This window comes from Streptomyces sp. NPDC104226 (assembly GCF_055584085.1).
On record NZ_JBVJMS010000011.1, the window covers coordinates 1 to 22344 of the forward strand.

Consider the following 22344-nt stretch of genomic DNA (forward strand, 5'->3'; position numbering starts at 1 on the left):
GCTGGGGGTGTTTGGGGGGGGGGGGGGGGGGGGGGGGGGGGTGGGGTGGGGGGGGGGGGGGGGGGGGGGGGGGGGGGGGGGGGGGGGTTTTCCAGGGGAACCCCCCCCCCGCCCCCGCTCAACTGCTGTCCGCCAGACGCCCGACCGGCAGCAGGAGCGTGGTCACCGCGCCCCCGCCGGGGGCGTTGGAGAAGCGCAGCTCGATGTCCAGCACCTCCGCCTGCCCGGCGGCGATGGTCAGACCGAGCCCGTGGCCCCGTCCGCGTCCCGGATCCCCGGTGCGGAACCGCCGCGGCCCCTGCTCGATCAGCTCGTCCGGGTAGCCGGGCCCGTGGTCGCGTACGGTCACCAGCGGGCCGGTGACGGTCACTTCGACCGGCGGCCGCCCGTGCTTGTGGGCGTTGACCAGCAGGTTGGCCAGGATCCGGTCGAGGCGGCGCCGGTCGGTGAGCACCACCGCGTCCCGCTCGATCCGTACCTCGACGTCCAGCCGGGTGCTCGCCGCCGCCCGCTCCACCGCGCGGCCGAGCTCGACCCGGGCCAGGTCGGCCCGTTCGACGCCCGAGTCCAGCCGGGAGATCTCCAGCAGGTCCTCGGTGAGCAGGTGCAGGGCCTGGAGACGGTCGTTGATCATCTCCTTGGGTCGGCCCTCGGGCAGCAGCGCGGCCGCGGCCAGGGATCCCGTGAGCGGGGTGCGCAGCTCGTGCGCGACGTCCGCCGTGAACCGCTTCTCCGCCTCCAGCCGGGCCTGCAGCGAGGCCGCCATCGAGTCGAGGGCCTGGGCCACGTCCCGTACCTCGTCGCGGGAGCGCGGGCGCGGCCCCTCCCCGTCGGCCGGGAAGCCGACGCGTGCGTCGAGGTCCCCGGCGCTGATCCGGCGGGCCACGGCGGCCGTGGTGGCGAGGCGGCGGCTGATGCGGCCCGCGAGGAAGATGCCGGCGAGGGCGACCACCCCGGCGGCGAGGACGGCGGAGACCAGGATGGCGGTGTCGATCTCCCGGAGCCGGGCGCGGGTGCTGTCGTAGGGGACCCAGACGGCGAGGGGCTTGCCGTCGGCCGGTCCGGCCGCCCACATGACCGGTTTGCCGTCGTGGGTGCCGGTCATGCTGCCCGTCTCCCCGCGGGCGACGAGCTCGCGCAGCGGGGCCGGGAGCCCGGGCGGGTCGACGGCGCTGTTCCCGTCGCCGCGCGAGGTGCCGTACTCGTACTGGGACAGGGCGTAGTCCAGATCGCGGTTCACGTCCTTGCGGACCTCGCCGACGAGCTGGCGGGCGACCACGTTGTGCACGAGGATCCCGAGCGCGGCCGCGACGGCGCAGCACACCGCCGTGGTGGTCATGGCGATCTTCCAGCGCAGGCTGCTCGTTCGGCGCATCGGGGATCCGGCCTCCTCAGCCGTGTCCGGCGCCGGGGCCCGCGGCCGGGCAGGGGGCGTCGTCGTCGCCCCGGTTCGGGCACTCGTCGAGGGTGAGCTGGGAGAGGTTCATGATCCCGGCCTCCGGGTCCCACACGTAGTCGGAGATGGAGTCCTTCTTCGGGTTCGAGGTCGGCTCGCGCACGGCCAGGTGCTCCGCGGCCACCTCCACGCCCTCCAGGACTCCGCGCCGGGACAGGATGCGGACGATGGTCCCGTCGTCCTGGACGGAGTACACGCGCAGCTCGCTGAGCCGGCCGTCGATGTCCAGGGCGGTGATCAGCTCAGGCCGGCCGTTGCCCGTCACGTCGGCCACCACCGCGGGCCGGACGGGGCAGTCGGGACCGCCGTCCACAGCCTGTGTGCAGAGCGCGATGCGCTGGATCGCCCGGGGGTCCACGAGCCGGCCGGTGCCGGCGTCCGCGGCGTTGGCGGCGGTGATGTCGGCCCGTACGACGTCCACGGCGTTCACGCCCTGCATGGACAGCGAGGGGACCTTGGCGAGGCCGGGGACGGCGGTGGCGGTACCGGCCTGCTGGCCGGGGGCCGGCGGGTCGGGACGGATGTCCTTCCACAGGGTGCGGGGGGCGTGGGCCGTGCCGAGGTCGCCGTCGTTCGTGAGGCCCTCCACGTCCGCGCAGCCCGTCGCTGCCGCGAGGCCGGCCGCCACGAGGAGTATCCGGCTGCGCCGGAGGAAGGGCCTCATGTGCTGATGCTCTCCCGCCGTGAGCGGGGCGGCCCGGGGGCGGGGCCATTGGAGGGACGGCGCGGCGCCGTTTCCCCTACGGGGAGTCCGTGGGGTTGGCGATGGCTCTGGCTGCGGTGAGTTCCTGGTGGACCGGGGAGAGGACGGAGGCTTCGTCGACCTCGGGGGGCGGGGTGGGGCGGAGCTGGGTGGGGGTGTCGGTGCGGCGGACGCCCCGGGCCAGGGCGCGGAGGTCCTCGGCGATCGCCTCGGCCTCCCCGGGGGCAGGGGGCTGCGCGCCGTGGTTGACCCGGACCCGGGCGGCCGTCGTGGCGTCGACGATCCGCTCGACGGCCACCACCAGCGGCCACCACACGGCGGCCCGTTCCCCGGTCGGCGGCGGCTCGGTCAGCGCCCGCTGGAACTCGCTGCGCACGCCGGACAGCTCCCGGTAGATGCGGCGGCGGGCCTGGAGCCGGGCGGTGCGGGCCGCCTGCAGGCCCGCGTCGGTGTCGGGGACGGGGCCGAAGGCGCGCTCCACGTACCGGGCGGCGTCGTCCACCGTGTCGGCGAGCCGGTCGCCGAGCCGGGTGTGCCAGCTCTCGGGCCAGAGCATGTACCCGGCGATCAGGGTGATGGCGCAGCCGATCAGGCTGTCGAGCAGCCGGGGCCGGACCAGGTCGAAGCCCTGGTGGTTGAGCAGGTCGGAGAGGAGCAGGATGACCGGGGTGATCGCCGCGGTCTGGAAGGCGTAGCCCTTGACCGAGAAGACCGGGATGAGGGCCGCCAGGACCGCCATGACGGGCACGTCCCACCACCCCCGCGGCACCTCCGAGAGCACGGCGGCCGCGACGACGAGCCCGCCCGCGGTGCCCAGCGCGCGCAGCACGGCCCGGGAGAACACCGAGCCGAAGTCGGGCTTGAGGACGAAGGTGACGGTCAGCGCGACCCAGTAGGAGCGCTCGATCTCCACCACCGAGACGAGCGACTGTGCCAGCCCGATGCAGAGGGCGAGCCGCAGCCCGTACCGCCAGGAGGCCTCGGAGAACATCATGTCGCGCACCGACCGGCGGGCCCGGACCCGCAGTGCGGCGGGGCGGCCGAGCCGGTCGTCGACGTTGTGCATGTCCGGCTCGGCCAGTGGAACGATCGTCGCGGCGTGCCGCAGGGCCGCGTCGATGGCCCGCTCGGACTGGCCGTCGGGCGCGGGCAGGTCCAGTACGGGGATGTCCGTACGGCCCTCCTCTACGGCCGTCGCCAGCTCCCGTACGGCCGCCGGGATCGCGGGGGAGAGGGGTCTGCGGCGCAGGTGCGCGGCCGGCGCGGCCTCGACGAGCGGGATCAGCACGTTCAGCTGGGCCAGCATCCGCACGAGCGAGGGGCTGTGGCCGTGCACCCGGGCCCGGCGGCCCAGCACCAGGTCGTAGGCCTGGTTCAGGGCCTGGGTGAGCTGCTGGCGGCGCTCCTCGTACGCGGGTCCCGGACCGCCCGCCGCCTCCAGAGCGTCGGCCAGGGCGCGGTAGGCGGCGGCGACGGCGGCCCGCTCCGGCTGCCGTCCGCGCAGGGGCCAGCCGAGCAGGGTCAGCAGGAGGACGAACAGGCCGCCGGCGCTGAGCAGCAGCGGAGCCGTCCACCAGGGGCTGGGCATCGGCAGGCCGGCGCCGACCACGGCGTTCAGCAGGAGCAGCAGCCCGGAGACGGAGGCGACCGTGCCGATGGAGGAGATCATCCCGGAGACCAGGGCGATCAGGGTGAGGACGCCGACCGCGACCCAGCCGTGCCCGAACACCAGGGTGCCCAGGGCGACGCCCACGGCCCCGAAGAGCTGTGGCACGGCGATGTTCAGGATCCGCATCCGGTAGGCGTCCGCGGTGTCGCCGATGACCCCGGACAGGGCGCCCATCGAGACGAGCGCGCCGTACTCGGGCTCGTCGAGGGCGAAGCCGACGGCCAGCGGCAGGGCCAGGGCCACGGCCGCGCGCAGCGCCGCGGCCCAGGGGATCGGTGCGGAGCTCGGCCGCAGGCCCTTCAGCAGCCAGGCGGGCGGTGCCAGCGGTCCGAACCGTCCGGCTGCCGTCGCCCCGGTGCGTCCGGTCGGCCCCGCCCGTCCGGCCGCCCGGGCCTCTCCGGTCGGCCCGCGCTGTCCGGTCGGCCCGCGCCGTCCGGCCCGCCCGGGCGGTATGTCTTCGGTGCGTTCGGTGCTCATTCCCGCTTCCGTGCCGCCGCTCGTGAATCGGTTCTTCTGTGCTGCTCTAAGGATTCTTCTACGGATTTGCGTGCCAATCCGCCCGTTCCGAGCTTATGGGGTGCGCCGCAGTCGGCCCGTCAGCCAGGCGGCCAGCGCGGTGGCCAGTCCGACGGCCAGCACCACCCAGACGGTGGTCCGCAGGAACGCGGTGAGCGCGTCGTACACCGCTTCGGCGGCCGCCCGGTCGATGTCGGCCGGCAGGTCGTCCAGGGTGAGGCTGCGGCACAGGGCCACGGCCGCCCACAGCAGGAGGGCCCCCACTGCCAGCCCCAGTCCGGTGGCCAGGACGGCCCGGCGGCGCCGGACGGCGACGGCGATCGCGACCGCGGCCAGCACCACGGTGAGCACGGGGAGCCAGACCCCGGCGATCTGCAGCATGCGGAATCCCTTCCGGAGCGCGCCGAGGTTGTCGTACTCCATGACCTTCACCGAGAGGTGGGTTTCCGGGATGCGGTCGGCGAAGGGCACCCCGTTGGCGACGAGATCGCCCTTGATGCTGGCGATCACGGGCGCGAGATCGATGGTCACGGCGTTGCCGTCACCGGTGGTGAGCGCCTGGAAGAAGGCTCCGTGGGCGGCGCGGTTCGCCGCGTCCCAGGCGGTCCGGTAGGCCGGGGTGCCGACGAAGGAGTGCAGGGCCTCGCCGAGCAGGGCGTCGACCCCGCCCTGGAAGGGGCCGGCGTCGATCTGCCCGGAGAGGGCCCGGCCGGCCTGGGTGACGACGACGTTCTGCACGGCGGGATCCGAGGCGAGCGGGGACATCGCCGCGGTGTAGCGGTCGGCGCTGCCGAGTTCGTGGTCGGCCCAGTACGCGACGGCGCTCGCGGGCACCAGCAGGGCCACGAGCGCGATGAGTACCGCCGAGAGGAAGGTCCGCACGTCACCAGGGAAAGGGGGCCGGGCGCGCGGCGCGAGCCGGGTTGCTGCGGGCGGGTGGTGGGGCTCGGCGCGCGCGGGGCGGTGTGCTCCGGCGCGTTCCTCTTGCCGTCGGTAATCTGGACATCTAATATCCAGGTTATGAAGATGAGCGAGGGCGTCGAATGGGCCCTGCACAGCTGCCTCAACCTGGCCTGGAGCGGTGACGGCCGGGCGGTTTCGGCGGCCCGGCTGGCGGCCTGGCACGAGCTGCCCGCCGCGTACCTGAACAAGCAGCTCCAGGCCCTGGCGCGGGCCGGCATCGTCAGCTCCACCCCCGGCCCGCGGGGCGGCTTCCGCCTCGCCCGCCCGCTGGACTCGATCACGCTCATGGACGTGGTCGCCGCCGTCGAAGGGCCCGACGAGGCCTTCCGGTGCGTGGAGATCCGGCAGCAGGGCCCCGGCCGCGACGAGGAGCCGCCCGCGGCCGACTGCGCCATCGCACACGCGATGGGCCGGGCCGAGCTGGCCTGGCGCCGCGCACTGGCCGCGCAGACCCTCGACGAGATCCGGCAGGAGGCCGAACGGCAGGCCCCCGAGGCCCCCGAACGCCTCCGCGACTGGCTCGCCGCCCCCGCCGCCCCCGCCGTACATCGGACATCGGACAACTGACCCAGGAGCTTGGAATGACGCGCAGCATCACCAACCCGGCAGAACTCCACGACCCCACCGGCTACGGCTACAGCCACGCCGTCTCCGCGCCCGGGGAGCAGGTCTTCATAGCCGGCCAGTACGGATCCGACCCGACCGGCCACGTGGTCTCCGGCGGCTTCGACGCCCAGGTCGGGCAGGCCTTCGCGAACCTCCGCACGGCCCTGGAGGCCGTCGGCCTGGGCCTCGGCGACGTGGTCCGGATCGGGACGTACGTCGTCGGGCACGACCAGGAGAAGCTGGAGGTGCTGCTGAAGCACCTGCACGCCGCCTGGGGCACCGAACTGCCCGCCCAGACCCTGATCGGCGTGGCCGCGCTCGCCCTGCCGGACATGCTCTTCGAGATCGACGCGGTGGCGGTACGGGCGCGCTCCGGCGCGTAGCGGGGGCCCTGCCGCGGACTGCTCCGGTTGCCGGTCCCGGGTTGCGGGTGTGCCCTGGAGGATGGGAGAGAGGAGCCCGTCATGGCACATGCGGCACCCACCGCCCCCCGGGGGCACCGGCAGCCGGCGTCCGGTACGGCGGCCCACACGATCAGCAAGTCGGCCCTCGCGCGACCGCTGCTCATGGGACTGGTCTACGGCGTCTACGCCGCCTTCATGAAGCGTCAGATGGGGCCCGTCGACGCGGGCAACGTCTTCTACGGGATCCTGTGCGGCGCGATCTTCGCCGCCTGCCTGATGGTCCTGGCCCGGATCGGCCCGCGGCTGGCGCAGGAGCCGCACGCGGCGGCGTACGGGATCTTCGCGGGCATCTCCTTCGGCTACCTGTACAGCCTGGCCGGCGAGTCCATCCTGAAGAGCTCGGGGCTGGGCCTGCTCGTCGGCGCGGGCGTCGGCGTGGCGGCCTTCTACCGCTACCACAGCCGGAGCTCGGCCTAGGCGTACCGAAGCCCCGGCTCCCGCATGCTGCGGGGGCCGGGGCTCCGTCGTGTGTGCCGGGGCGGGTCAGCCGGTCGTGAAGTAGCCGAGGAGGTCGGTGATCACGTGGTTGGGGCCGCCGTAGCTGTTGAAGATGCTCACCCTGCCGCCGGGGCCGACCGGGGTCGTCACGTGGTTCGGGACCGTGCGGCCCGGGAGGGTGTTGAGGCTGCTGGCGGCCGGGAGCTTGCCGCCGAAGGCGTAAGCCGTCAGGAAGCCCGGCGCGGGGGTGTCGGTCGCGGTGACGTTCAGGACCGCGCCGACGGCGTTGGCCGGGAGGCCCGAGACCGTGGTGGTGGCGCCGGGGGCGAGCTTGCCGGTGGTGCGGGTGTCCGCCAGACGCTTGGGGACGACCGGGGTGAACAGGGCCTTGGCGTCCTTGGCGCCGTAGTACCCCACCACGTCGAGCACCAGGTGGGTCGAGCCGGCGTTCGTGTAGAGGGTGATGGTGCCGTTCGGGCCGACGGGGACGATGGCCTGGTTGGACTTGTCCTTGCCGGGCTCGACGTTCAGGTTCGAGGTGGCGGGGCGCTTGGCCGGGTCGGGATAGGCGATGACGTGCGCCTGTTCCTTCGCGCCGGTGCTCGTCAGGTTGAGCGCGACCGCCTTGGCGTCCGCCGGGATGCCGTTGACTCCGGCGACCTTCACCGTGCGGCGCTTGCCGCCGCCCAGCGCACCGCCTGTCTTGCGGGTGTCCAGGACGCGGGTCGGGGTCAGCGGGGAGAAGCGGTCGCCGGCGTTGGGCTGGTAGTAGCCGACGAAGTCCACGATCAGAGAGGCCTGGCCGGCGTTCAGCTGCGCCAGGATCTGTCCGTCGGCGCCGACCGGCACGGTGACCGTGTTGGACGAGGTGCCGCCCGCGCGGACGTTCACGTTCGAGGTGGCCGGACGTGCCTGGCCCGAGGGCCAGACCGAGAGGTGGGTGTCCTGAGTGGCATCGGTGACGGTCACGTTCAGGACGACGGAGGCCACGGCCCCGGCCGGGAACCGGTGCCCCAAGTGGACGCCGTCGAACACCGGCACCGTACGGGGGTACTCGTGACGGATGGGGGAGCGGTCGGTACGGGTGTCCAGCAGCCGGAACGGGTTGGTGGGCGCGGACACGTACCCGGAGGGGGCGTAGTCCACCTTCACGGACCGGGTCGCAGTGGACTTCACCCCCTTGACGTCCGTCACGGTGACCTTGACCTCGTACGTGCCGGGCTGCTTGTACGTGTGCCTGCGGGTCTGGAGGGTCCCATGACTCTCGCGGTCGCCGTCACCGAAGTCCACGTCCACGAACTCGACCCCCCAGGGGGCGACGGTCCTGCTGGGGTCGACCCAGAAGGTCAGCGGCCGGAGGAGGTGGTACCGACCGTGGTCCGGAGCCGGCAGGATCGGCACGACGGCGACGGCGGTGGCCAGTTCACCGGGGACGGTCACCCGGATCCTTTGCTCCTTGACGGCCTTCCGGCCGTTGCCGGAGGTCGCAGTCATCTTGACCACGCACGCGCACGGTGAGCCGTACGTGTGCGTGGTGGCGCCGGCGGCCGCGTCGCCCGGGCGGACGACGACCGGTGCGGTCCCGTCTCCGAAGTCCACCGTGTAGGTCATCGTCGCGGGCCACGTGCTGTCCGAACCGGGCTTGAACGTCACCTTGGTTCCGGTCGGCGCCCAGGGGTTGTCGATCCCCATCCACGCCGAGGTGAGGCCGTCGTGGGTTTCGGTGGTCCCGCGGTCGAGGTAGCCGCCGTTCTTGCCGGTGTTCGGCACGCGCGGGTCGTCCGTGGTGGGAATGCCGTTCTTGTCGACGGGCAGGACGCCCGGCGCCGTCGCGTCGGCGGAGTCGATCGCCGGCGAGTCGGGCCCGGAGAGGCTCGCGGTCGTGGGGAGCAGGATGTCGCGCGCGCCCTGCCCGCTGGCGGCCAGGAACGCCGCCGCGGTCGGATACGTGGTGCCGGCCCACTCGTAGGCGACCGTCGAGTAACCCTCCGAGCCCGCGATCAGGTTGGAGTCGGCGCGGGTGCCCGAGGTCGCGCTCTGCTCCACGGAGAGCTGGGGGGTCGTGCAGGCGGTGTTGCCGGAGGCCGTGAGCACGTTGTTGAAGACCGAGGAGCCGGTCGAGGTGCCGCTGACGGAGACGGTCTTCTTGCAGGCCCCCGTTCCCTGGGTGCTGGTGACGTTGTCGATGTGGTTGTTGGTGATGACGGTTCCGGGCGCGTCCACCACGGAGAGCGGCCCCGTGCCCCGCAGTGTGATGCGGCTGAGGACGGTGCGCTGGGCGCCGCCTCCGATCACGGCCTTGCGGAACGAGCTGCGGCTGACGCGCACGTCCGTGCTTCCCCCGCCGATGTCGAGCGAAGCTCCGCCCCACTTCGGTTCGTCGACGACCTCCTGCAGCGCGACGTCGTGGGAGTCGGCGACGCTCACACTTCCGCGTACCCACATCCCCTTGACCACGACGTGGGAGGCTCCGCTGATGGTCAGCACCTCGGCGGCGCTCTGGTGGTCCCGGTCCCCGTACGTGAAGACGTAGGTGACCGGCTTGCGCGGCTCGCCCGAGCGGTTGACCGTGAGATCGTCCTCCTGCTGCCAGGGAACGCGGCTGACGTGCACCGTCTGCCCGGGCTTCGCCGCCTTGACCCCCGCGGCGAACGTGCAGAACGGGACGGCCTTCGTGCCGCTCCCGCCGTCCTCGCAGTTCATGACGTTTTCCACGTACAGGTCGGTCGGGAGATCGGCGGCGGTGGCGGCCGGCATGCCGATGAAGGTGACCAGGCCTGCGGTGAGCAGGACCAGCGCACGACTGGGACGCAACGGGTGACTTCCTTCGACGAGACGCGTACTTCGGTCGGTGCTGGGACCGCTCGTGTCGCCGGAAGGTTGTACGGGGATCGGATGTTCGCGGGGGTCGGTACTTTCGGCCGGGCATATCCGGACAAAAGGCCGAGGTGGTGGGGTGGGGTGGTGGCTGATGCTGGTGGAGGCGCCGGTTCCCGTGCTCCGTGGTCGAACCTCACGTGACCACTCTCCGTTGCCGAGGGCGCGGGAACCGGTGCCTCCTCATGTGCTTGTGTCCTGACGCCCCTGCGCGGGGCCGGACCTACGCGGCCGTGTCGTCTCCGGCCGGGTCCTCGGCGGCGGTCTTGGCGGAATCGGGTTCCGGTCGGCGGACCGGCGGGGCGGGCGGAGCCGGCGGGGAGTAGCGGGCGGCCTCGGCGCGGAGCATGGCGTTCAGGGCGAGGTACGGGTCGAAGGGCATGGCGGAACCTCACGGTGTTCGGGGGTGTGGGGGGACGCGCGCCCAGGTGCCCGGGGGCAGGGGGAACTGCCGGGTGTGCCCGGTGTCGGGTGCGCGGTGCTGCTGCTCGGACGCTCGGCGCCGTCAGCAGCGCAGGACCACACTCCGTACCGCCCGCAGGGATGCCGCCGGTGCGGCGGCCGCCGACGGGTGCGGGAGCGCCGCCGGGGGGCCTGACCGGGGAGGTTTCACGTGGAACGCCGGGCGCTGCAGGCCCCGGACGCCGGGGACGCTGCGCGCGGGAACCCGTACGGCCACCCGTACTTCGGGATCGCCCGCCGGATCGGCCGGTGCCTCGGTGGGCTCGGCCGGGGCGGTGGGGGCGGAGCGGGAGCCTTCGGCCGTCGCGGTGGACGGGCCGCCGGATCCGCCGACGCCGAACAGGCACAGCAGCACGGCGCAGAGCACCGTCAGGACCGTCATCAGGGCCCTGCCCGGTGCCGTCCGCGCGTATCGCGCGTGCCGCGCATGCGGCGTTTGCGGCGTCCTGCTCATGCGGAGGGTGTGCCCCGACACGCGGGCCAACTCTCCTCCGGGACAGCAGCGTCCCCCGACCGGGGGACGAAGACACCCCCCACGGCTGTCAGGTGGCCGCAGGGGGTGTCCGTCTTCCGGGGGTCGCCCGCCGGTCAGCGCGGGGTGCGGCGGTGGTCGGTGAGCCGGGCCAGGACGGCCGTCTCGCCGCTGATCAGCCGGAGTTGGGCGCGGCCGGACGGGCCGCCCCGTCCGGCGAGCCCGGGGGAGACCCGGGTCACGGTGAACACGGCCGTACGCCGGTCCGCGCGCGCCACCTCGATCGACTGCCCGCGTCGCAGTTCGCCGAGCCGCGGCAGGTCTCCGGAGACCACGGCGGTGCCGGCCGCGCCCGGGGCCGGGCCCGCGGAGTCCCACACGGCGCTGTCCTGGACGTGGGGCTTGGCGTCGGCGGCGCCGGTTTCGCGGTCCGCGGCGTACGGGCCGCCCGGTGCGTCCGGCCCGCCCGGCCCCGCGTCCGCCCCGTCGGCCGGGGTACCGGCCGTCAGCGGTACGTCCGTTCCGAGCGCCGGGATGAGCAGGCGCAGCGGCGGCGAGGCCGGCAGGGCGGTGACCCCCGACCGCCCGGGCCGCCGGGCGCCCTTGCCGGTGGTGTGCCCGCCGGAGTGCTCCATCTGCCGGGCCAACCGGCGCGGGCCGGACAGCCCAAGGACCCGCGAGGGCAGGGCGTCGCCGGCGGTCGGGGCGGCCGGCCGCCCGCCTTCGGTGGTGCGCAACACCCCCAGGCCGGTGCACAGCAGAGCCGCCGTCAGTACGCCGACCACCCAGTGGGCGCGGGGCATGGGATTCCCTCCTGGTCCGGCTCGGGCGGCCGGTCCCGAGAGCAGTGGACCCTTCCCTGCCCCCCGTCGGCGCGCGAAACACCGCGAACTGACGTCACGTCATCGTCGTGGCGGTCTTCCGGGGGCACGTCTTCGCAGCTGGAGGCCGGTGGGCCGGGGCCGGACCGGGTGGGGAGGACGTGCGCCCGAACGGGTGAGAACGTCCAGGGCGAACCTCGGGAATGTCGGATCGACGGCACGTTCTGCCACATGCGAAAACCTGCCAGACAGGACGATATGACGGGTCGTCGGCCCGACCATCGCGATGGCCCGGGCCCTGGCGGACCGGCTGCCGTGAGCCCGCTCAGTGCCCGGAGGGCGCCGCCCTGCGGTAGCGGACCTCGGGTACCGGGAAGCCGTCCACCTCGTCGACGGAGAGACCGCCGTCGGGGCGGAAGCCGGCGCGCTCGTAGAACCGGCGGGCCCGGGCGTTGCCTTCGAGCACCCACAGCCGCACTGCGGAGTAGCGCGCCGACCGGTGCAGCACCTCGGTCAACAGCGCCCGGCCGACTCCGGTGCCGATGACGTCGGGCCGCGCGTACAGCGCGTAGAGCTCGGCCTCGGCCGGCTCCGCGCCCTCGGGATCCGTGTCCTGGGCGGGCCCGAAGGCGGCCCACCCGACGACCGCCCCGTCGGGGCCCTCAGCCACGAGGTTGGTCACGGCCCCGGCTCGATCGGCGAAGGCGGCCCGCCGCTGCCCGGCGTACGCGGTGACGCTGAGGCCGTCGAGGTGCGCCTGGGGCATCAGCCCGACGTAGGCGTGCTGCCACCCGCTCACGCGCACGGCGGCGACGGCGTCGATGTCGGGCTCGGTCATCTCGCGTACGCGTACGTGTATCCGGGGGCGGAGCTCATCCGCGGCGGTGGCGTCCATCCGGGGAGTCTGCCAGCGCGGACGCCGCCCGGCACCGGGGTTTCAGGGCCGGCCGGAGGCGTCGAGCCAGGGCCTGCGCCCCGGTCCGGTCGGGTGGGTGCCGGTGACGGCCATGACCGTCGAGTAGAGGCTGGTCTCGGCGGTGATGAAGAGGCGGTTGCGCTTGGCTCCGCCCCAGGCGATGTTGGACACCGTCTCGGGGACGGCGAGCCGCCCGATCAGGGTGCCGTCGGGGTCGTAGCAGTGCACGCCGTCGCTCATGGCGGCCGCCCAGAGCCGGCCGCCGGCATCGAAGCGGAGGTTGTCGAAGCGGGCGCCCGGGCGGGCCGCCGCGTCGGCGAAGACCGTGCCGTCCGAGAGGGTGCCGTCCTCGCGCACGTCGAAGACGCGGATCCGGCCGCCGCGGGTGTCGGAGACGAAGAGCTGCCGTTCGTCGGGGGAGAAGACGAGCCCGTTCGGGGCCTCGAAGCAGTCGGCGACCAGGCGGACCTCACCGGTGCCGGGGTCGATGCGGTAGACGTTGTTGGAGCCGATCTCGCTCTCGGCGATGTAGCCCTCGTAGTCGCTGTTGATGCCGAAGTCCGGGTCGGAGAACCAGATCGAGCCGTCGGACCTGACCGCGGCGTCGTTCGGGCTGTTCAGGCGCTTGCCCTGCCAGCGGTCGGCCAGCACCGTCACCGTGCCGTCGTGTTCGGTCCGCGTCACCCGGCGGTTGCCCTGCTCGCAGGTGACCAGCCGGCCCTGCCCGTCGAGGGTGTTGCCGTTGGTGTGCCCGGCGCCCCGCCGGAAGACGGAGACGGCTCCGGTCTCCTCGTCCCAGCGCAGCATCCGGTCGTTGGGGATGTCGCTCCACACCACCTGCCGCCACGCGGGTACGTAGACGGGTCCCTCGGCCCAGCGGCTGCCGGTGTGCAGGACCTCGAGCGCGGCGTCCCCGTTCATGCACCGTCCGGTCCGGAACCGGTCGTCGAACATCTCGTACATGAGATTCCCCCTCATCCCGCATGAACCATCAGAGGCCGAATGTCCTTCGGCTCAATGGCAACACTGCAAGATTGTGTATGGCGTGCGCAATGCCATTCCGAAGATGGAGGTGTGGATCACAGGGGTCGCCTTCTCACTGGGGCCGACCGGTCCCGGCCGAAAGGACGAGGCGGGACGAGGACTCCGCCGGTCATTCTTCAAAGGGAAGTAAAGACACCGCGGCCGGCCCGGCACCCAGCGAAGGAGCACCATGTCAGCGACCCCCTCCTCCCCCGCCTCCTCCCTGAAGGCCCTGGCCCGGCGCGTCATGCGGGGCCTGAACCGCCCCGCCGCCGCAGTGCTCCTGGAGCCGGAGAACCTCCTGGTGCACACCCCCGGTCAGGGCGCGGTCTGGCCGCGGGGCAGCAGGCAGGCCGTCGCCTGGTACGTGGTGGGCGCGGCCGGCGACGTGGTGGACATCGAGCTCGTCACGATGGACGGCGGCCAGGCGAGGACGGAAGCCGTCCTCGCGACCGGGATCCAGACCCACCACACCGGCGCCACGGTGACGGTCCCCGACCTGGCCCCGGGCCGCTACCTCGTCCTGGTCACGGCCGCCGCGGGCGGGCTCGACGCCTACAGCAGGCCGGTCACCCTCACCGATTGAGGTCCCGCAGGGCCGTGTTCAGCTCCAGGACGTTGACGCGCGGCTCGCCCATGAAGCCGAGGGTGCGGCCCTCGGTGTGGGCCTTCACCAGCTTCGCCACCTCCTCGACCGGCAGGCCGTTGCGCTGGGCGACCCGGGCCGTCTGGAGCTCCGCGTACGCCGGGGAGATGTCCGGGTCCAGGCCGGAGCCGGAGGAGGTCACCGCGTCCGCCGGGATTCCGTCGGGCCGCGGGGTGTAGCCCGGGACGGTGTTGTCGAGCAGGACCTTGGCCTTGGCCTCGTGTACGGACTTCAGCAGCTCCGGGCTGTCGGCCGCCTTGTTGGTGGCGCCGGAGACCTGCAGTTCGTACTGGGTGTTGACGGTGTTCTTGGCGAGTCCCGCCGCCGGGCGGCCCTGGAACCAGCGCAGGTCGTCCCCGTACGACTGGCCGATCAGGGAGGAGCCGACGACCTTGCCGCTCGCGTCCTCCACCTCGGAGCCGTTGGCCTTGTGGCCGAAGGCGGCCTGGGCGATGCCGGTGACCGCGAGCGGGTAGAGCACCCCGCAGAGCACGGTGAGGACGAGCAGGGCGCGCAGTCCGGCGCCGAGCAGGCGGGCGGTGTTGCCTACGGAGTTGTTCATGGGGATCAGCACGTTCCTAGATTCAGCAGGGCCCTGGTTCGGCAGAGCCCTGATTCAGCGCAGGCCGGGGATGAGGGAGACGACCATGTCGATGAGCTTGATGCCGATGAACGGGGCGATGAGGCCGCCGAGTCCGTAGAGGGTGAGGTTGCGCCGGAGCATCTTGTCGGCGCTGGTGGGCCGGTACTGGACGCCCTTCAGGGCGAGCGGGACCAGCGCGATGATGATCAGTGCGTTGAAGATGACGGCGGAGAGGATGGCCGACTCGGGGGAGTGCAGGCCCATGATGTTGAGCTTGTCGAGGCCGGGGTAGACCACGGCGAACATCGCGGGGATGATCGCGAAGTACTTGGCGACGTCGTTGGCGATGGAGAACGTCGTGAGGGCGCCTCGGGTGATCAGCAACTGCTTGCCGATCTCGACGATTTCGATGAGCTTGGTGGGGTTGGAGTCGAGGTCCACCATGTTCCCGGCCTCCTTGGCGGCCGAGGTGCCGGTGTTCATCGCGACGCCGACGTCGGCCTGTGCGAGGGCCGGGGCGTCGTTCGTACCGTCGCCCGTCATGGCGACGAGCTTGCCGCCGGCCTGTTCCCGCTTGATGAGGGCCATCTTGTCCTCGGGCGTCGCTTCCGCCAGGAAGTCGTCCACGCCCGCTTCCTCCGCGATGGCCTTCGCGGTGAGCGGGTTGTCGCCGGTGATCATGATGGTCTTGATGCCCATGCGGCGCAGCTCGTCGAAGCGTTCGCGCATGCCCTCCTTGACCACGTCCTTGAGGTGGATGACACCGAGGACCCGGGCGCCCTTCTCGTCCTCCAGCGCGACGAGCAGCGGGGTGCCGCCGGCGCCGGAGATCTCGTCCACCTTCGCGCGCGCGTCGGGGGCGACCGTACCGCCCTGTTCGCCGACCCAGGCGATGATCGAGCCGGCCGCGCCCTTGCGGACCTTGCGGCCGTCCACGTCGACGCCCGACATGCGGGTCTGTGCGGTGAAGGGGATCCATTCGGCGCCGGTCAGTTCGCCCTGGTGGCGTTCGCGCAGGCCGTACTTCTCCTTCGCGAGGACCACGATCGAGCGGCCCTCGGGGGTCTCGTCGGCCAGCGAGGAGAGCTGGGCGGCATCGGCCAGTTCGGCGGCGACGGCGCCGGTGACGGGGACGAACTCGGAGGCCTGGCGGTTGCCGAGGGTGATGGTGCCGGTCTTGTCGAGCAGCAGCGTCGAGACGTCGCCGGCGGCCTCGACCGCGCGGCCGGACATGGCCAGGACGTTGCGCTGCACGAGCCGGTCCATGCCGGCGATGCCGATGGCGGAGAGGAGTGCGCCGATGGTGGTGGGGATGAGGCAGACCAGCAGGGCGGTCAGCACGATCATCGACTGCTTGGCGTGCGCGTAGACGGCGAAGGGCTGGAGGGTGACGACGGCGAGCAGGAAGACGATGGTGAGCGAGGCCAGCAGGATGTTGAGCGCGATCTCGTTGGGGGTCTTCTGCCGGGCCGCGCCTTCGACCAGGTTGATCATGCGGTCGATGAAGGTCTCGCCGGGCTTGGTCGTGATCTTGATGACGACCCGGTCGGAGAGCACCTTCGTACCGCCCGTGACGGCGCTGCGGTCGCCGCCCGACTCGCGGATGACCGGGGCGGATTCGCCGGTGATGGCGGACTCGTCCACGGAGGCCACGCCTTCGACGACGTCGCCGTCGCCGGGGATGACGTCGCCGGCCTCGCAGACCACGAGGTCGCCGATACGGAGCTCCGTGCCCGGGACCTGCTCCTCCGTCGAGCCGTTGAGGCGGCGGGCGACGGTGTCGGTCTTGGCCTTGCGCAGGGTGTCGGCCTGGGCCTTGCCGCGGCCCTCGGCGACGGCTTCGGCGAGGTTGGCGAAGACCGTGGTCAGCCACAGCCAGGCGGTGATCGCCCAGCCGAAGAGGTTGCCCGGGTCGGTGATCGCCAGCGCGGTGGTCAGTACGGAGCCGATCAACACCACGAACATGACCGGAGACTTGACCATCACCCGGGGGTCGAGCTTGCGCACGGCGTCCGGGAAGGACTTCAGGAGCTGCTTCGGGTCGAAGATGCCGCCGCCGATCTTGGCCCTCTCGGGCTTGTGACCGCTGGGCAGGTCCCCGTGCGGGGCTCGGCCGGGGGTGACGGTGGGGGTGACGGTGCTCATGAGGCGAGCCCTTCGGCGAGCGGGCCCAGCGCCAGGGCCGGGAAGTAGGTGAGGCCCGTGACGATGAGGATCGTGCCGACGAGCAGGAAGGTGAACAGCGGCTTCTCGGTGCGCAGGGTGCCCGCGGTGGCCGGGACCGGCTGCTGTTCGGCGAGGGAGCCGGCCAGGGCCAGGACGAAGACCATCGGCAGGAAGCGGCCGAGCAGCATGGCCAGACCCGTGGTCGTGTTGAACCACTGGGTGTTGGCGTTCAGGCCGGCGAAGGCGGAGCCGTTGTTGTTGCCGGCCGAGGTGTAGGCGTAGAGGACCTCGGAGAAGCCGTGCGCGCCGCCGTTCGACATCGAGTGGACGGGGGTGGGCAGGGCCATCGCCAGGGCCGTGAAGCCGAGCACCACGGCCGGGGTGATGAGGATGTAGCAGGCCGCGAACTTGATCTCGCGGGTGCCGATCTTCTTGCCCAGGTACTCGGGGGTGCGGCCGACCATCAGGCCGGCGATGAACACCGCGATGATCGCCATGATCAGCATGCCGTAGAGGCCGGAGCCGACGCCGCCGGGTGCGATCTCGCCGAGCTGCATGCCCAGCAGCTGGATGCCGCCGCCCAGTCCCGTGTAGGAGGAGTGGAAGGAGTTGACGGTGCCGGTCGAGGTCAGCGTCGCGGCGACCGAGAAGATCGCGGAACCCGCGATGCCGAAGCGGGTCTCCTTGCCCTCCATCGCCCCGCCCGCGGCCTGCAGTGCCGGACCGTGGTGGGCGAACTCCGTCCACATCATCAGGGCGGTGAAGCCGACCCAGATGGTGACCATCGTGGCGAGGATCGCGTAGCCCTGCTTGACCGAGCCGATCATCCGGCCGAAGGTGCGGGTCAGCGCGAAGGGGATGACCACCATCAGGAAGATCTCGAAGAGGTTCGAGAAGGGGGTCGGGTTGGAGAAGGGGTGGGCGGCGTTGGCGTTGAAGTAGCCGCCGCCGTTGGTGCCCAGCTGCTTGATGGCGTCCTGCGAGGCGACCGCCCCGCCGTTCCACTGCTGGGTACCGCCGAAGAACTGGCCGACCTCGTGGATGCCGGAGAAGTTCTGGATGACCCCGCAGGCCACCAGGACGACGGCGGAGACCGCCGCGAGCGGCAGCAGGATGCGGACGGTGCCGCGCACCAGGTCCGACCAGAAGTTGCCGAGCTCGCCGGTGCGGGAGCGCGCGAAGCCCCGTACGAGGGCCACCGCGACGGCCATGCCCACGGCTGCGGAGACGAAGTTCTGCACGGCCAGGCCGCCGGTCTGCACGAGCGGGCCCATGGCCTGCTCACCGGCGTACGACTGCCAGTTCGTGTTCGTCACGAAGGAGGCGGCCGTGTTGAAGGCCTGGTCCGGCTTGATGGAGACGAAGCCGAGCGAGCCGGGCAGGTGGCCCTGCAGGCGCTGGAGCAGGTAGAGGAAGAGGACGCTGACCGCCGAGAAGGCGAGGACCGAGCGCAGGTACGCCGGCCAGCGCATCTCGGCGTTCGGATTGGCGCCGACCGCCTTGTAGATCCACTTCTCGGGGGCGTAGTGCTTCTTCGAGGAGTAGACGCGGGCCATGTAGTCGCCCAGGGGGCGATAGGCGAGGGCCAGGGCCGCTATGAGCGCGAGGAGCTGGAGCACCCCGGCGAGGACGGGACTCATCGGAGCTAGAACCTCTCCGGGAAGACGAGGGCGACGACGAGGTAGCCCAGCAGGGCGACGGCGACCAGCAGACCGACGATGTTCTCGGCGTTCACAGCTTGGCCACCCCCTTGGCGACGAGGACCACCAGCGCGAAGACCGCGATCGTGGTGACGACGAAGGCCAGATCGGCCATCGTGAGCTCCCGGAGGGTGCGAGTGCTTTTTTCGGACACCTCCGAGTGGAGCGCCTTTTCGGCCGTTCACAGCCGTCCTTGACGGGCCCCATACGCCCTTCGGTACGGCCTTGACGGGTCCCTAACGCGGGTGGGCGCGGGGGCCCCGGGGCGCGAGGACGGCGGCGTCGGAGCGGTGTGACGTCGGCGTCGGGCCGGTGCGCGAAGGGCGGCAGCGCGGAAGGGGCGGAAGATCGAATTCCACAGCTCGGAAATCATTTTCCGTCATACGGTATTCACGTATGCTCTGGCCGTCCGTCCGTACCCGGACGGCCGACCCCTGCCAGGAGGAATGCCGTGTCCGAGAGTCGTGTCGCCCTGATCACCGGTTCCTCCTCCGGAATCGGTGCCGGCATCGCCCGCAGGCTGGCCGCGGCCGGCATCCGCGTGGTCCTGAACTCGGCGCGCAGCGAGGACGCGGGCAAGGCGCTCGCCGCCGAACTGCCCGACGCGGTCTACGTACGGGGCGACGTCGCCGACGCCGACGACGCGCGGCGGATCGTCCGGACGGCGATCGACACGTACGGACGGCTCGACATCCTGGTCAACAACGCGGGCGTCACCCGCTTCGTCCCCCTGGGCGACCTGGAAGCGGCCGACGCCGAGGCCTGGCGGGAGATCTTCGAGGTCAACGTGATCGGCACCTGGCAGATGATCACCGCTGCCGCCCCCCACCTGCGGGAATCCGGTGCGAACGGCTCACCGGCCTCGATCGTCAACATCTCCTCGGTCTCCGCGACCCGCGCGCTCGGCAGCTCGATCCCCTACGCGGTCAGCAAGGCCGCGGTCAACCACATGACCCGGCTGCTGGCCTCCCAGCTCGGACCCGACGTCCGGGTGAACGCGATCGCACCCGGCCTCATCGACACCCCCTGGTACGAGGGCGAGGACCAGGTCTGGGAGAGCTCGCGGGAGTGGATCACGCAGAACACGCCGCTGCGCCGCGTGGGCACCCCCGAGGACGTGGCCGACGCCGCCCTCTACCTGGTCGACGCCGCCTACACGACCGGCGACGTGCTCACCGTCGACGGCGGCCGGCACGTCGTCTGACGCGCCCCGCGCCCCGCCCGCTCCCGGCCATCCCCACCGGATTCCACATCGTGGACAACTACCCTCGGAATATGAACGCAGAAGCCGACGCACGCGACGCCGCCGCCAAAGCCACCGTGAAGCAGGACGACCGCAGCCACGTCTTCCACTCCTGGTCGGCCCAAGAGCTCATCGACCCGCTCGCCGTGGCCGGCGCCGAGGGTTCCTACTTCTGGGACTACGACGGCAACCGCTTCCTCGACTTCTCCAGCGCGCTCGTCTACACGAACATCGGCTACCAGCACCCCAAGGTGGCCGCGGCCATCGCCGAGCAGGCCGGCAAGCTCTGCACCGTCGCGCCCGGCTTCGCCGTCGACGTGCGCTCCGAGGCGGCCCGGCTGATCGCCGAGCGCACCCCGGGCGACCTCGACAAGATCTTCTTCACCAACGCGGGCGCCGAGGCCGTGGAGAACGCCGTCCGGATGGCCCGGGTGCACACCGGCCGCCCCAAGGTGCTGTCCGCGTACCGCTCGTACCACGGGGCCACCTCCACCGCGATCAACCTCACCGGGGACGCGCGCCGCTTCGGCAACGACACCGCCACCGCGGGCGTCGTGCACTTCTGGGGCCCCTTCGCCTACCGCTCGCCCTTCTATGCGGCCACCCCCGCCGAGGAGTGCGAGCGCGCCCTGCGCCACCTGGAAGACACCATCGTCTTTGAAGGCCCGCAGTCCATCGCCGCGATCATCCTGGAGACCGTCGGCGGCGCTCCCGGCGTGCTCGTGCACCCCGACGGCTACCTGGCCGGGGTCCGCGCGCTCTGCGACCGCTTCGGCATCGTCTTCATCCTCGACGAGGTCATGGTCGGCTTCGGCCGCACCGGGAAGTGGTTCGCCTCCGAGCACTGGGACGTCACCCCCGACCTCATCTGCTTCGCCAAGGGCGTGACCAGCGGATACGTCCCCCTCGGCGGGGTCGCCATCTCGGCCGCCATCGCCGAGACCTTCGCCCGCCGGCCCTACCCGGGCGGGCTGACGTACTCCGGGCACGTGCTGGCCTGCGCCGCCGCCGTCGCGACGATCAACGTCATGGAGGAGGAGGGCGTCGTCGAGCAGTCGGCCCGCACCGGCGCGGAGCTGCTCGGGCCGGGCCTCGCCGCCCTCGCCGAACGCCACCCGTCCGTCGGGGAGGTGCGGGGTCTGGGCACGTTCTGGGCCCTGGAGCTCGTACGGAACAAGGAGACGCGCGAGCCGCTGGTGCCGTACAACGCCGCCGGCGCCGACAACGCGCCGATGGCCGAGTTCGGGGCGGCCCTGAAGAAGGCCGGCCTGTGGCCGCTGCTCGCCGGGAACCGCATCCACGTCGCGCCGCCCTGCAACGTGTCGGCCGAGGACGTGGCCAAGGGGCTGCGGATCATCGACGAGGCCCTGACGGTGGCCGATGCGCACACCGTCTGACCTGCGCCGCTCATAGGGTCGCCCAAACCGTGGGTGCCTGTTCTCGGAGGATCCGCTCTCTTACGAACGGCATGTGAACGTGCTGGAATCAACAGGCACCTACGGACCGGGATGCACGTCAGTCCCGGGGCGGTCCACGCGGGGAATCGGCGTGACCGAACGGCGGGGGGCGGGCTGCGCGTCCGCCGGACGCCGGGCGTACGGGATCCAGAACGACCGGACTCCGTGTTCCCGAGTACCCGAAGGAAGACAGCGCATGAGCAAGCACATCCTCGGCCAGAACCAGTACGGCAAGGCCGAGAACCGCATCGTCAAGGTCACCCGCAAGGGCAGCGACGGTTCCTGGCACGAGATCCGCGACCTCAACGTCTCCGTCGCACTGCGCGGCGAGTTCAGCGACGTCCACCTCACCGGCGACAACGCCAACTGCCTGCCCACCGACACCACCAAGAACACGGTGTACGCGTTCTCCAAGGAGTACGGGGTCGAGTCCCCGGAGGCCTTCGGCATCCTGCTCGCCAAGCACTTCGTCTCCTCCCAGGCCCCGATCCGCGGGGCGCAGATCCGCATCGAGGAGTTCGTCTGGGAGCGGATCCCGGTCCCGACGCGCAAGGAGCAGCACTCCTTCGTCCTCAAGGGCACCGAGGTGCGCACCGCGCAGATCACGTACAGCGAGGACGCCGGTCTCCAGGTGATCTCGGGTCTGAAGGACCTGACCGTGATGAACTCGACCAACTCCGAGTTCCACGGCTTCATCAAGGACAAGTACACGACGCTGAAGGAAGCGTACGACCGCATCCTGGCGACCAAGGTCACCGCGCGCTGGGCGCACTCGGCGCTCGCCGCCGACGACGCCGACTACGACTACGACCAGTCGTACAAGAAGGTCCGCAAGCACATGCTGGAAGCCTTCGCGGAGACCTACTCGTACTCCCTGCAGCAGACCCTGAACCAGATGGCCGAGCGCGTGCTCGACAACTGCCCCAAGGTCAACGAGGTGCGCCTCAACCTCCCCAACAAGCACCACTTCCTCGTCGACCTGGAGCCCTTCGGCCTCAAGAACGACAACGAGGTCTACTTCGCCGCCGACCGCATGTACGGCCTCATCGAGGGCACCGTGCACCGTGACGGCGTGCAGCCGGTCATCGCGACGAGCGACTGGATCGTGGCGTAGCGCCCGATCCGCCCACACGGCAGTTCGGCCCGGACCGCGTCGCGGGGTC

At 72.0% G+C, this 22344-nt stretch carries 22 protein-coding genes; 7 read left to right on the plus strand and 15 right to left on the minus strand.

Annotation, left to right across the window (positions count from 1 at the left end; all coding sequences use genetic code 11):
* Positions 1 to 118: 118 nt before the first annotated feature.
* From ACZ60J_RS30530 to ACZ60J_RS30545, 4 genes are all read right to left on the minus strand, one after another.
* Positions 119 to 1375: a sensor histidine kinase gene (locus tag ACZ60J_RS30530; protein WP_469686786.1), complete on the minus strand. Its 1257-nt coding sequence runs from the start codon at positions 1373 to 1375 to the stop codon at positions 119 to 121.
* A 16-nt stretch (positions 1376 to 1391) separates the two neighbouring features.
* Positions 1392 to 2120, minus strand: a complete 729-nt coding sequence (locus ACZ60J_RS30535) for a hypothetical protein (protein WP_469686787.1) — start codon at positions 2118 to 2120, stop codon at positions 1392 to 1394.
* A gap of 76 nt (positions 2121 to 2196) precedes the next feature.
* Positions 2197 to 4305 carry an FUSC family protein gene (locus ACZ60J_RS30540; RefSeq protein WP_469686789.1) on the minus strand — a complete coding sequence of 703 codons (2109 nt, stop codon included), beginning with the start codon at positions 4303 to 4305 and terminating at the stop codon, positions 2197 to 2199.
* 93 nt (positions 4306 to 4398) lie between these two features.
* Positions 4399 to 5226 (minus strand): hypothetical protein, encoded by an 828-nt coding sequence (locus tag ACZ60J_RS30545; RefSeq protein ID WP_469686791.1) that lies wholly within the window; start codon positions 5224 to 5226, stop codon positions 4399 to 4401.
* Between the two features lie 144 nt (positions 5227 to 5370).
* On the opposite strand from ACZ60J_RS30545, the gene ACZ60J_RS30550 reads away from it, so the two are divergent.
* From ACZ60J_RS30550 to ACZ60J_RS30560, 3 genes are all read left to right on the plus strand, one after another.
* Complete coding sequence (locus ACZ60J_RS30550; protein WP_469687267.1) at positions 5371 to 5874, plus strand: RrF2 family transcriptional regulator; 504 nt, start codon at positions 5371 to 5373, stop codon at positions 5872 to 5874.
* A 14-nt stretch (positions 5875 to 5888) separates the two neighbouring features.
* A complete protein-coding gene (locus tag ACZ60J_RS30555) occupies positions 5889 to 6296 on the plus strand; it encodes a RidA family protein (protein WP_469686793.1) in 408 nt (135 codons plus the stop codon).
* Between the two features lie 81 nt (positions 6297 to 6377).
* Positions 6378 to 6794 carry a hypothetical protein gene (locus ACZ60J_RS30560; RefSeq protein ID WP_469686794.1) on the plus strand — a complete coding sequence of 139 codons (417 nt, stop codon included), beginning with the start codon at positions 6378 to 6380 and terminating at the stop codon, positions 6792 to 6794.
* Between the two features lie 66 nt (positions 6795 to 6860).
* On the opposite strand, the gene ACZ60J_RS30565 is transcribed toward ACZ60J_RS30560, so the two are convergent.
* The 6 genes from ACZ60J_RS30565 to ACZ60J_RS30590 form a co-directional block, all read right to left on the minus strand.
* The gene (locus tag ACZ60J_RS30565; protein ID WP_469686796.1) at positions 6861 to 9629 is read right to left on the minus strand and encodes a PKD domain-containing protein; all 2769 of its coding nucleotides are present in this window, start codon (positions 9627 to 9629) and stop codon (positions 6861 to 6863) included.
* A 286-nt stretch (positions 9630 to 9915) separates the two neighbouring features.
* Positions 9916 to 10074: a hypothetical protein gene (locus ACZ60J_RS30570; RefSeq protein WP_469686798.1), complete on the minus strand. Its 159-nt coding sequence runs from the start codon at positions 10072 to 10074 to the stop codon at positions 9916 to 9918.
* A 123-nt stretch (positions 10075 to 10197) separates the two neighbouring features.
* Entirely contained in the window at positions 10198 to 10536 is a 339-nt protein-coding gene (locus tag ACZ60J_RS30575; protein WP_469686800.1) for a hypothetical protein, read from the minus strand.
* A gap of 206 nt (positions 10537 to 10742) precedes the next feature.
* On the minus strand, positions 10743 to 11429 hold the full coding sequence (locus ACZ60J_RS30580) for a class F sortase (RefSeq protein ID WP_469686802.1): 687 nt from the start codon (positions 11427 to 11429) through the stop codon (positions 10743 to 10745).
* A 343-nt stretch (positions 11430 to 11772) separates the two neighbouring features.
* Positions 11773 to 12342 (minus strand): GNAT family N-acetyltransferase, encoded by a 570-nt coding sequence (locus ACZ60J_RS30585; RefSeq protein ID WP_469686803.1) that lies wholly within the window; start codon positions 12340 to 12342, stop codon positions 11773 to 11775.
* A 42-nt stretch (positions 12343 to 12384) separates the two neighbouring features.
* On the minus strand, positions 12385 to 13326 hold the full coding sequence (locus ACZ60J_RS30590) for an SMP-30/gluconolactonase/LRE family protein (RefSeq protein WP_469686805.1): 942 nt from the start codon (positions 13324 to 13326) through the stop codon (positions 12385 to 12387).
* A gap of 250 nt (positions 13327 to 13576) precedes the next feature.
* Here ACZ60J_RS30590 and ACZ60J_RS30595 point away from each other — a divergent pair, with 250 nt between their 5' ends.
* Positions 13577 to 13972, plus strand: a complete 396-nt coding sequence (locus tag ACZ60J_RS30595; protein ID WP_469686806.1) for a GPI anchored serine-threonine rich family protein — start codon at positions 13577 to 13579, stop codon at positions 13970 to 13972.
* Here ACZ60J_RS30595 and kdpC read toward each other — a convergent pair.
* Genes kdpC through ACZ60J_RS30620 form a run of 5 tightly spaced genes read right to left on the minus strand, consistent with a single transcriptional unit; the run spans position 13962 to position 18635 of the window.
* Positions 13962 to 14594 (minus strand): potassium-transporting ATPase subunit KdpC, encoded by a 633-nt coding sequence (kdpC, locus tag ACZ60J_RS30600; RefSeq protein ID WP_469686808.1) that lies wholly within the window; start codon positions 14592 to 14594, stop codon positions 13962 to 13964. The genes ACZ60J_RS30595 and kdpC overlap by 11 nt on opposite strands.
* 54 nt (positions 14595 to 14648) lie before the next feature.
* Positions 14649 to 16760 carry a potassium-transporting ATPase subunit KdpB gene (gene kdpB, locus ACZ60J_RS30605; RefSeq protein WP_469686810.1) on the minus strand — a complete coding sequence of 704 codons (2112 nt, stop codon included), beginning with the start codon at positions 16758 to 16760 and terminating at the stop codon, positions 14649 to 14651.
* Positions 16757 to 18421 carry a potassium-transporting ATPase subunit KdpA gene (gene kdpA, locus ACZ60J_RS30610; RefSeq protein ID WP_469686812.1) on the minus strand — a complete coding sequence of 555 codons (1665 nt, stop codon included), beginning with the start codon at positions 18419 to 18421 and terminating at the stop codon, positions 16757 to 16759. Before kdpA ends, kdpB begins: the two co-directional genes overlap by 4 nt.
* A gap of 5 nt (positions 18422 to 18426) precedes the next feature.
* Positions 18427 to 18516, minus strand: a complete 90-nt coding sequence (gene kdpF, locus ACZ60J_RS30615) for a K(+)-transporting ATPase subunit F (RefSeq protein ID WP_351372351.1) — start codon at positions 18514 to 18516, stop codon at positions 18427 to 18429.
* The gene (locus ACZ60J_RS30620; protein WP_469686814.1) at positions 18513 to 18635 is read right to left on the minus strand and encodes a hypothetical protein; all 123 of its coding nucleotides are present in this window, start codon (positions 18633 to 18635) and stop codon (positions 18513 to 18515) included. The genes kdpF and ACZ60J_RS30620 overlap by 4 nt, the downstream gene beginning before the upstream one ends.
* Before the next feature lie 297 nt (positions 18636 to 18932).
* On the opposite strand from ACZ60J_RS30620, the gene ACZ60J_RS30625 reads away from it, so the two are divergent.
* The 3 genes from ACZ60J_RS30625 (at position 18933) to pucL (ending at position 22295) form a co-directional block, all read left to right on the plus strand.
* The gene (locus tag ACZ60J_RS30625) at positions 18933 to 19685 is read left to right on the plus strand and encodes an SDR family NAD(P)-dependent oxidoreductase (protein ID WP_469686816.1); all 753 of its coding nucleotides are present in this window, start codon (positions 18933 to 18935) and stop codon (positions 19683 to 19685) included.
* 71 nt (positions 19686 to 19756) lie between these two features.
* Positions 19757 to 21121 carry an aminotransferase class III-fold pyridoxal phosphate-dependent enzyme gene (locus ACZ60J_RS30630; RefSeq protein WP_469686818.1) on the plus strand — a complete coding sequence of 455 codons (1365 nt, stop codon included), beginning with the start codon at positions 19757 to 19759 and terminating at the stop codon, positions 21119 to 21121.
* 256 nt (positions 21122 to 21377) lie between these two features.
* On the plus strand, positions 21378 to 22295 hold the full coding sequence (pucL, locus tag ACZ60J_RS30635) for a factor-independent urate hydroxylase (protein WP_469686820.1): 918 nt from the start codon (positions 21378 to 21380) through the stop codon (positions 22293 to 22295).
* Positions 22296 to 22344 lie beyond the last annotated feature (49 nt).

Bases quoted from the DNA above. Each gene is read 5' to 3' on its own strand.
- ACZ60J_RS30530 (WP_469686786.1), bottom strand. From the start codon at position 1,375: ATGCGCCGAACGAGCAGCCTGCGCTGGAAGATCGCCATGACCACCACG.
- ACZ60J_RS30540 (WP_469686789.1), bottom strand. From the start codon at position 4,305: ATGAGCACCGAACGCACCGAAGACATACCGCCCGGGCGGGCCGGACGG.
- ACZ60J_RS30590 (WP_469686805.1), bottom strand. From the start codon at position 13,326: ATGTACGAGATGTTCGACGACCGGTTCCGGACCGGACGGTGCATGAAC.
- ACZ60J_RS30570 (WP_469686798.1), bottom strand. From the start codon at position 10,074: ATGCCCTTCGACCCGTACCTCGCCCTGAACGCCATGCTCCGCGCCGAG.
- ACZ60J_RS30585 (WP_469686803.1), bottom strand. From the start codon at position 12,342: ATGGACGCCACCGCCGCGGATGAGCTCCGCCCCCGGATACACGTACGC.
- ACZ60J_RS30550 (WP_469687267.1), top strand. From the start codon at position 5,371: ATGAGCGAGGGCGTCGAATGGGCCCTGCACAGCTGCCTCAACCTGGCC.
- ACZ60J_RS30595 (WP_469686806.1), top strand. From the start codon at position 13,577: ATGTCAGCGACCCCCTCCTCCCCCGCCTCCTCCCTGAAGGCCCTGGCC.
- ACZ60J_RS30555 (WP_469686793.1), top strand. From the start codon at position 5,889: ATGACGCGCAGCATCACCAACCCGGCAGAACTCCACGACCCCACCGGC.
- kdpC (WP_469686808.1), bottom strand. From the start codon at position 14,594: ATGAACAACTCCGTAGGCAACACCGCCCGCCTGCTCGGCGCCGGACTG.
- ACZ60J_RS30560 (WP_469686794.1), top strand. From the start codon at position 6,378: ATGGCACATGCGGCACCCACCGCCCCCCGGGGGCACCGGCAGCCGGCG.
- pucL (WP_469686820.1), top strand. From the start codon at position 21,378: ATGAGCAAGCACATCCTCGGCCAGAACCAGTACGGCAAGGCCGAGAAC.
- kdpA (WP_469686812.1), bottom strand. From the start codon at position 18,421: ATGAGTCCCGTCCTCGCCGGGGTGCTCCAGCTCCTCGCGCTCATAGCG.
- ACZ60J_RS30630 (WP_469686818.1), top strand. From the start codon at position 19,757: ATGAACGCAGAAGCCGACGCACGCGACGCCGCCGCCAAAGCCACCGTG.
- ACZ60J_RS30535 (WP_469686787.1), bottom strand. From the start codon at position 2,120: ATGAGGCCCTTCCTCCGGCGCAGCCGGATACTCCTCGTGGCGGCCGGC.
- ACZ60J_RS30575 (WP_469686800.1), bottom strand. From the start codon at position 10,536: ATGACGGTCCTGACGGTGCTCTGCGCCGTGCTGCTGTGCCTGTTCGGC.
- ACZ60J_RS30580 (WP_469686802.1), bottom strand. From the start codon at position 11,429: ATGCCCCGCGCCCACTGGGTGGTCGGCGTACTGACGGCGGCTCTGCTG.
- kdpB (WP_469686810.1), bottom strand. From the start codon at position 16,760: ATGAGCACCGTCACCCCCACCGTCACCCCCGGCCGAGCCCCGCACGGG.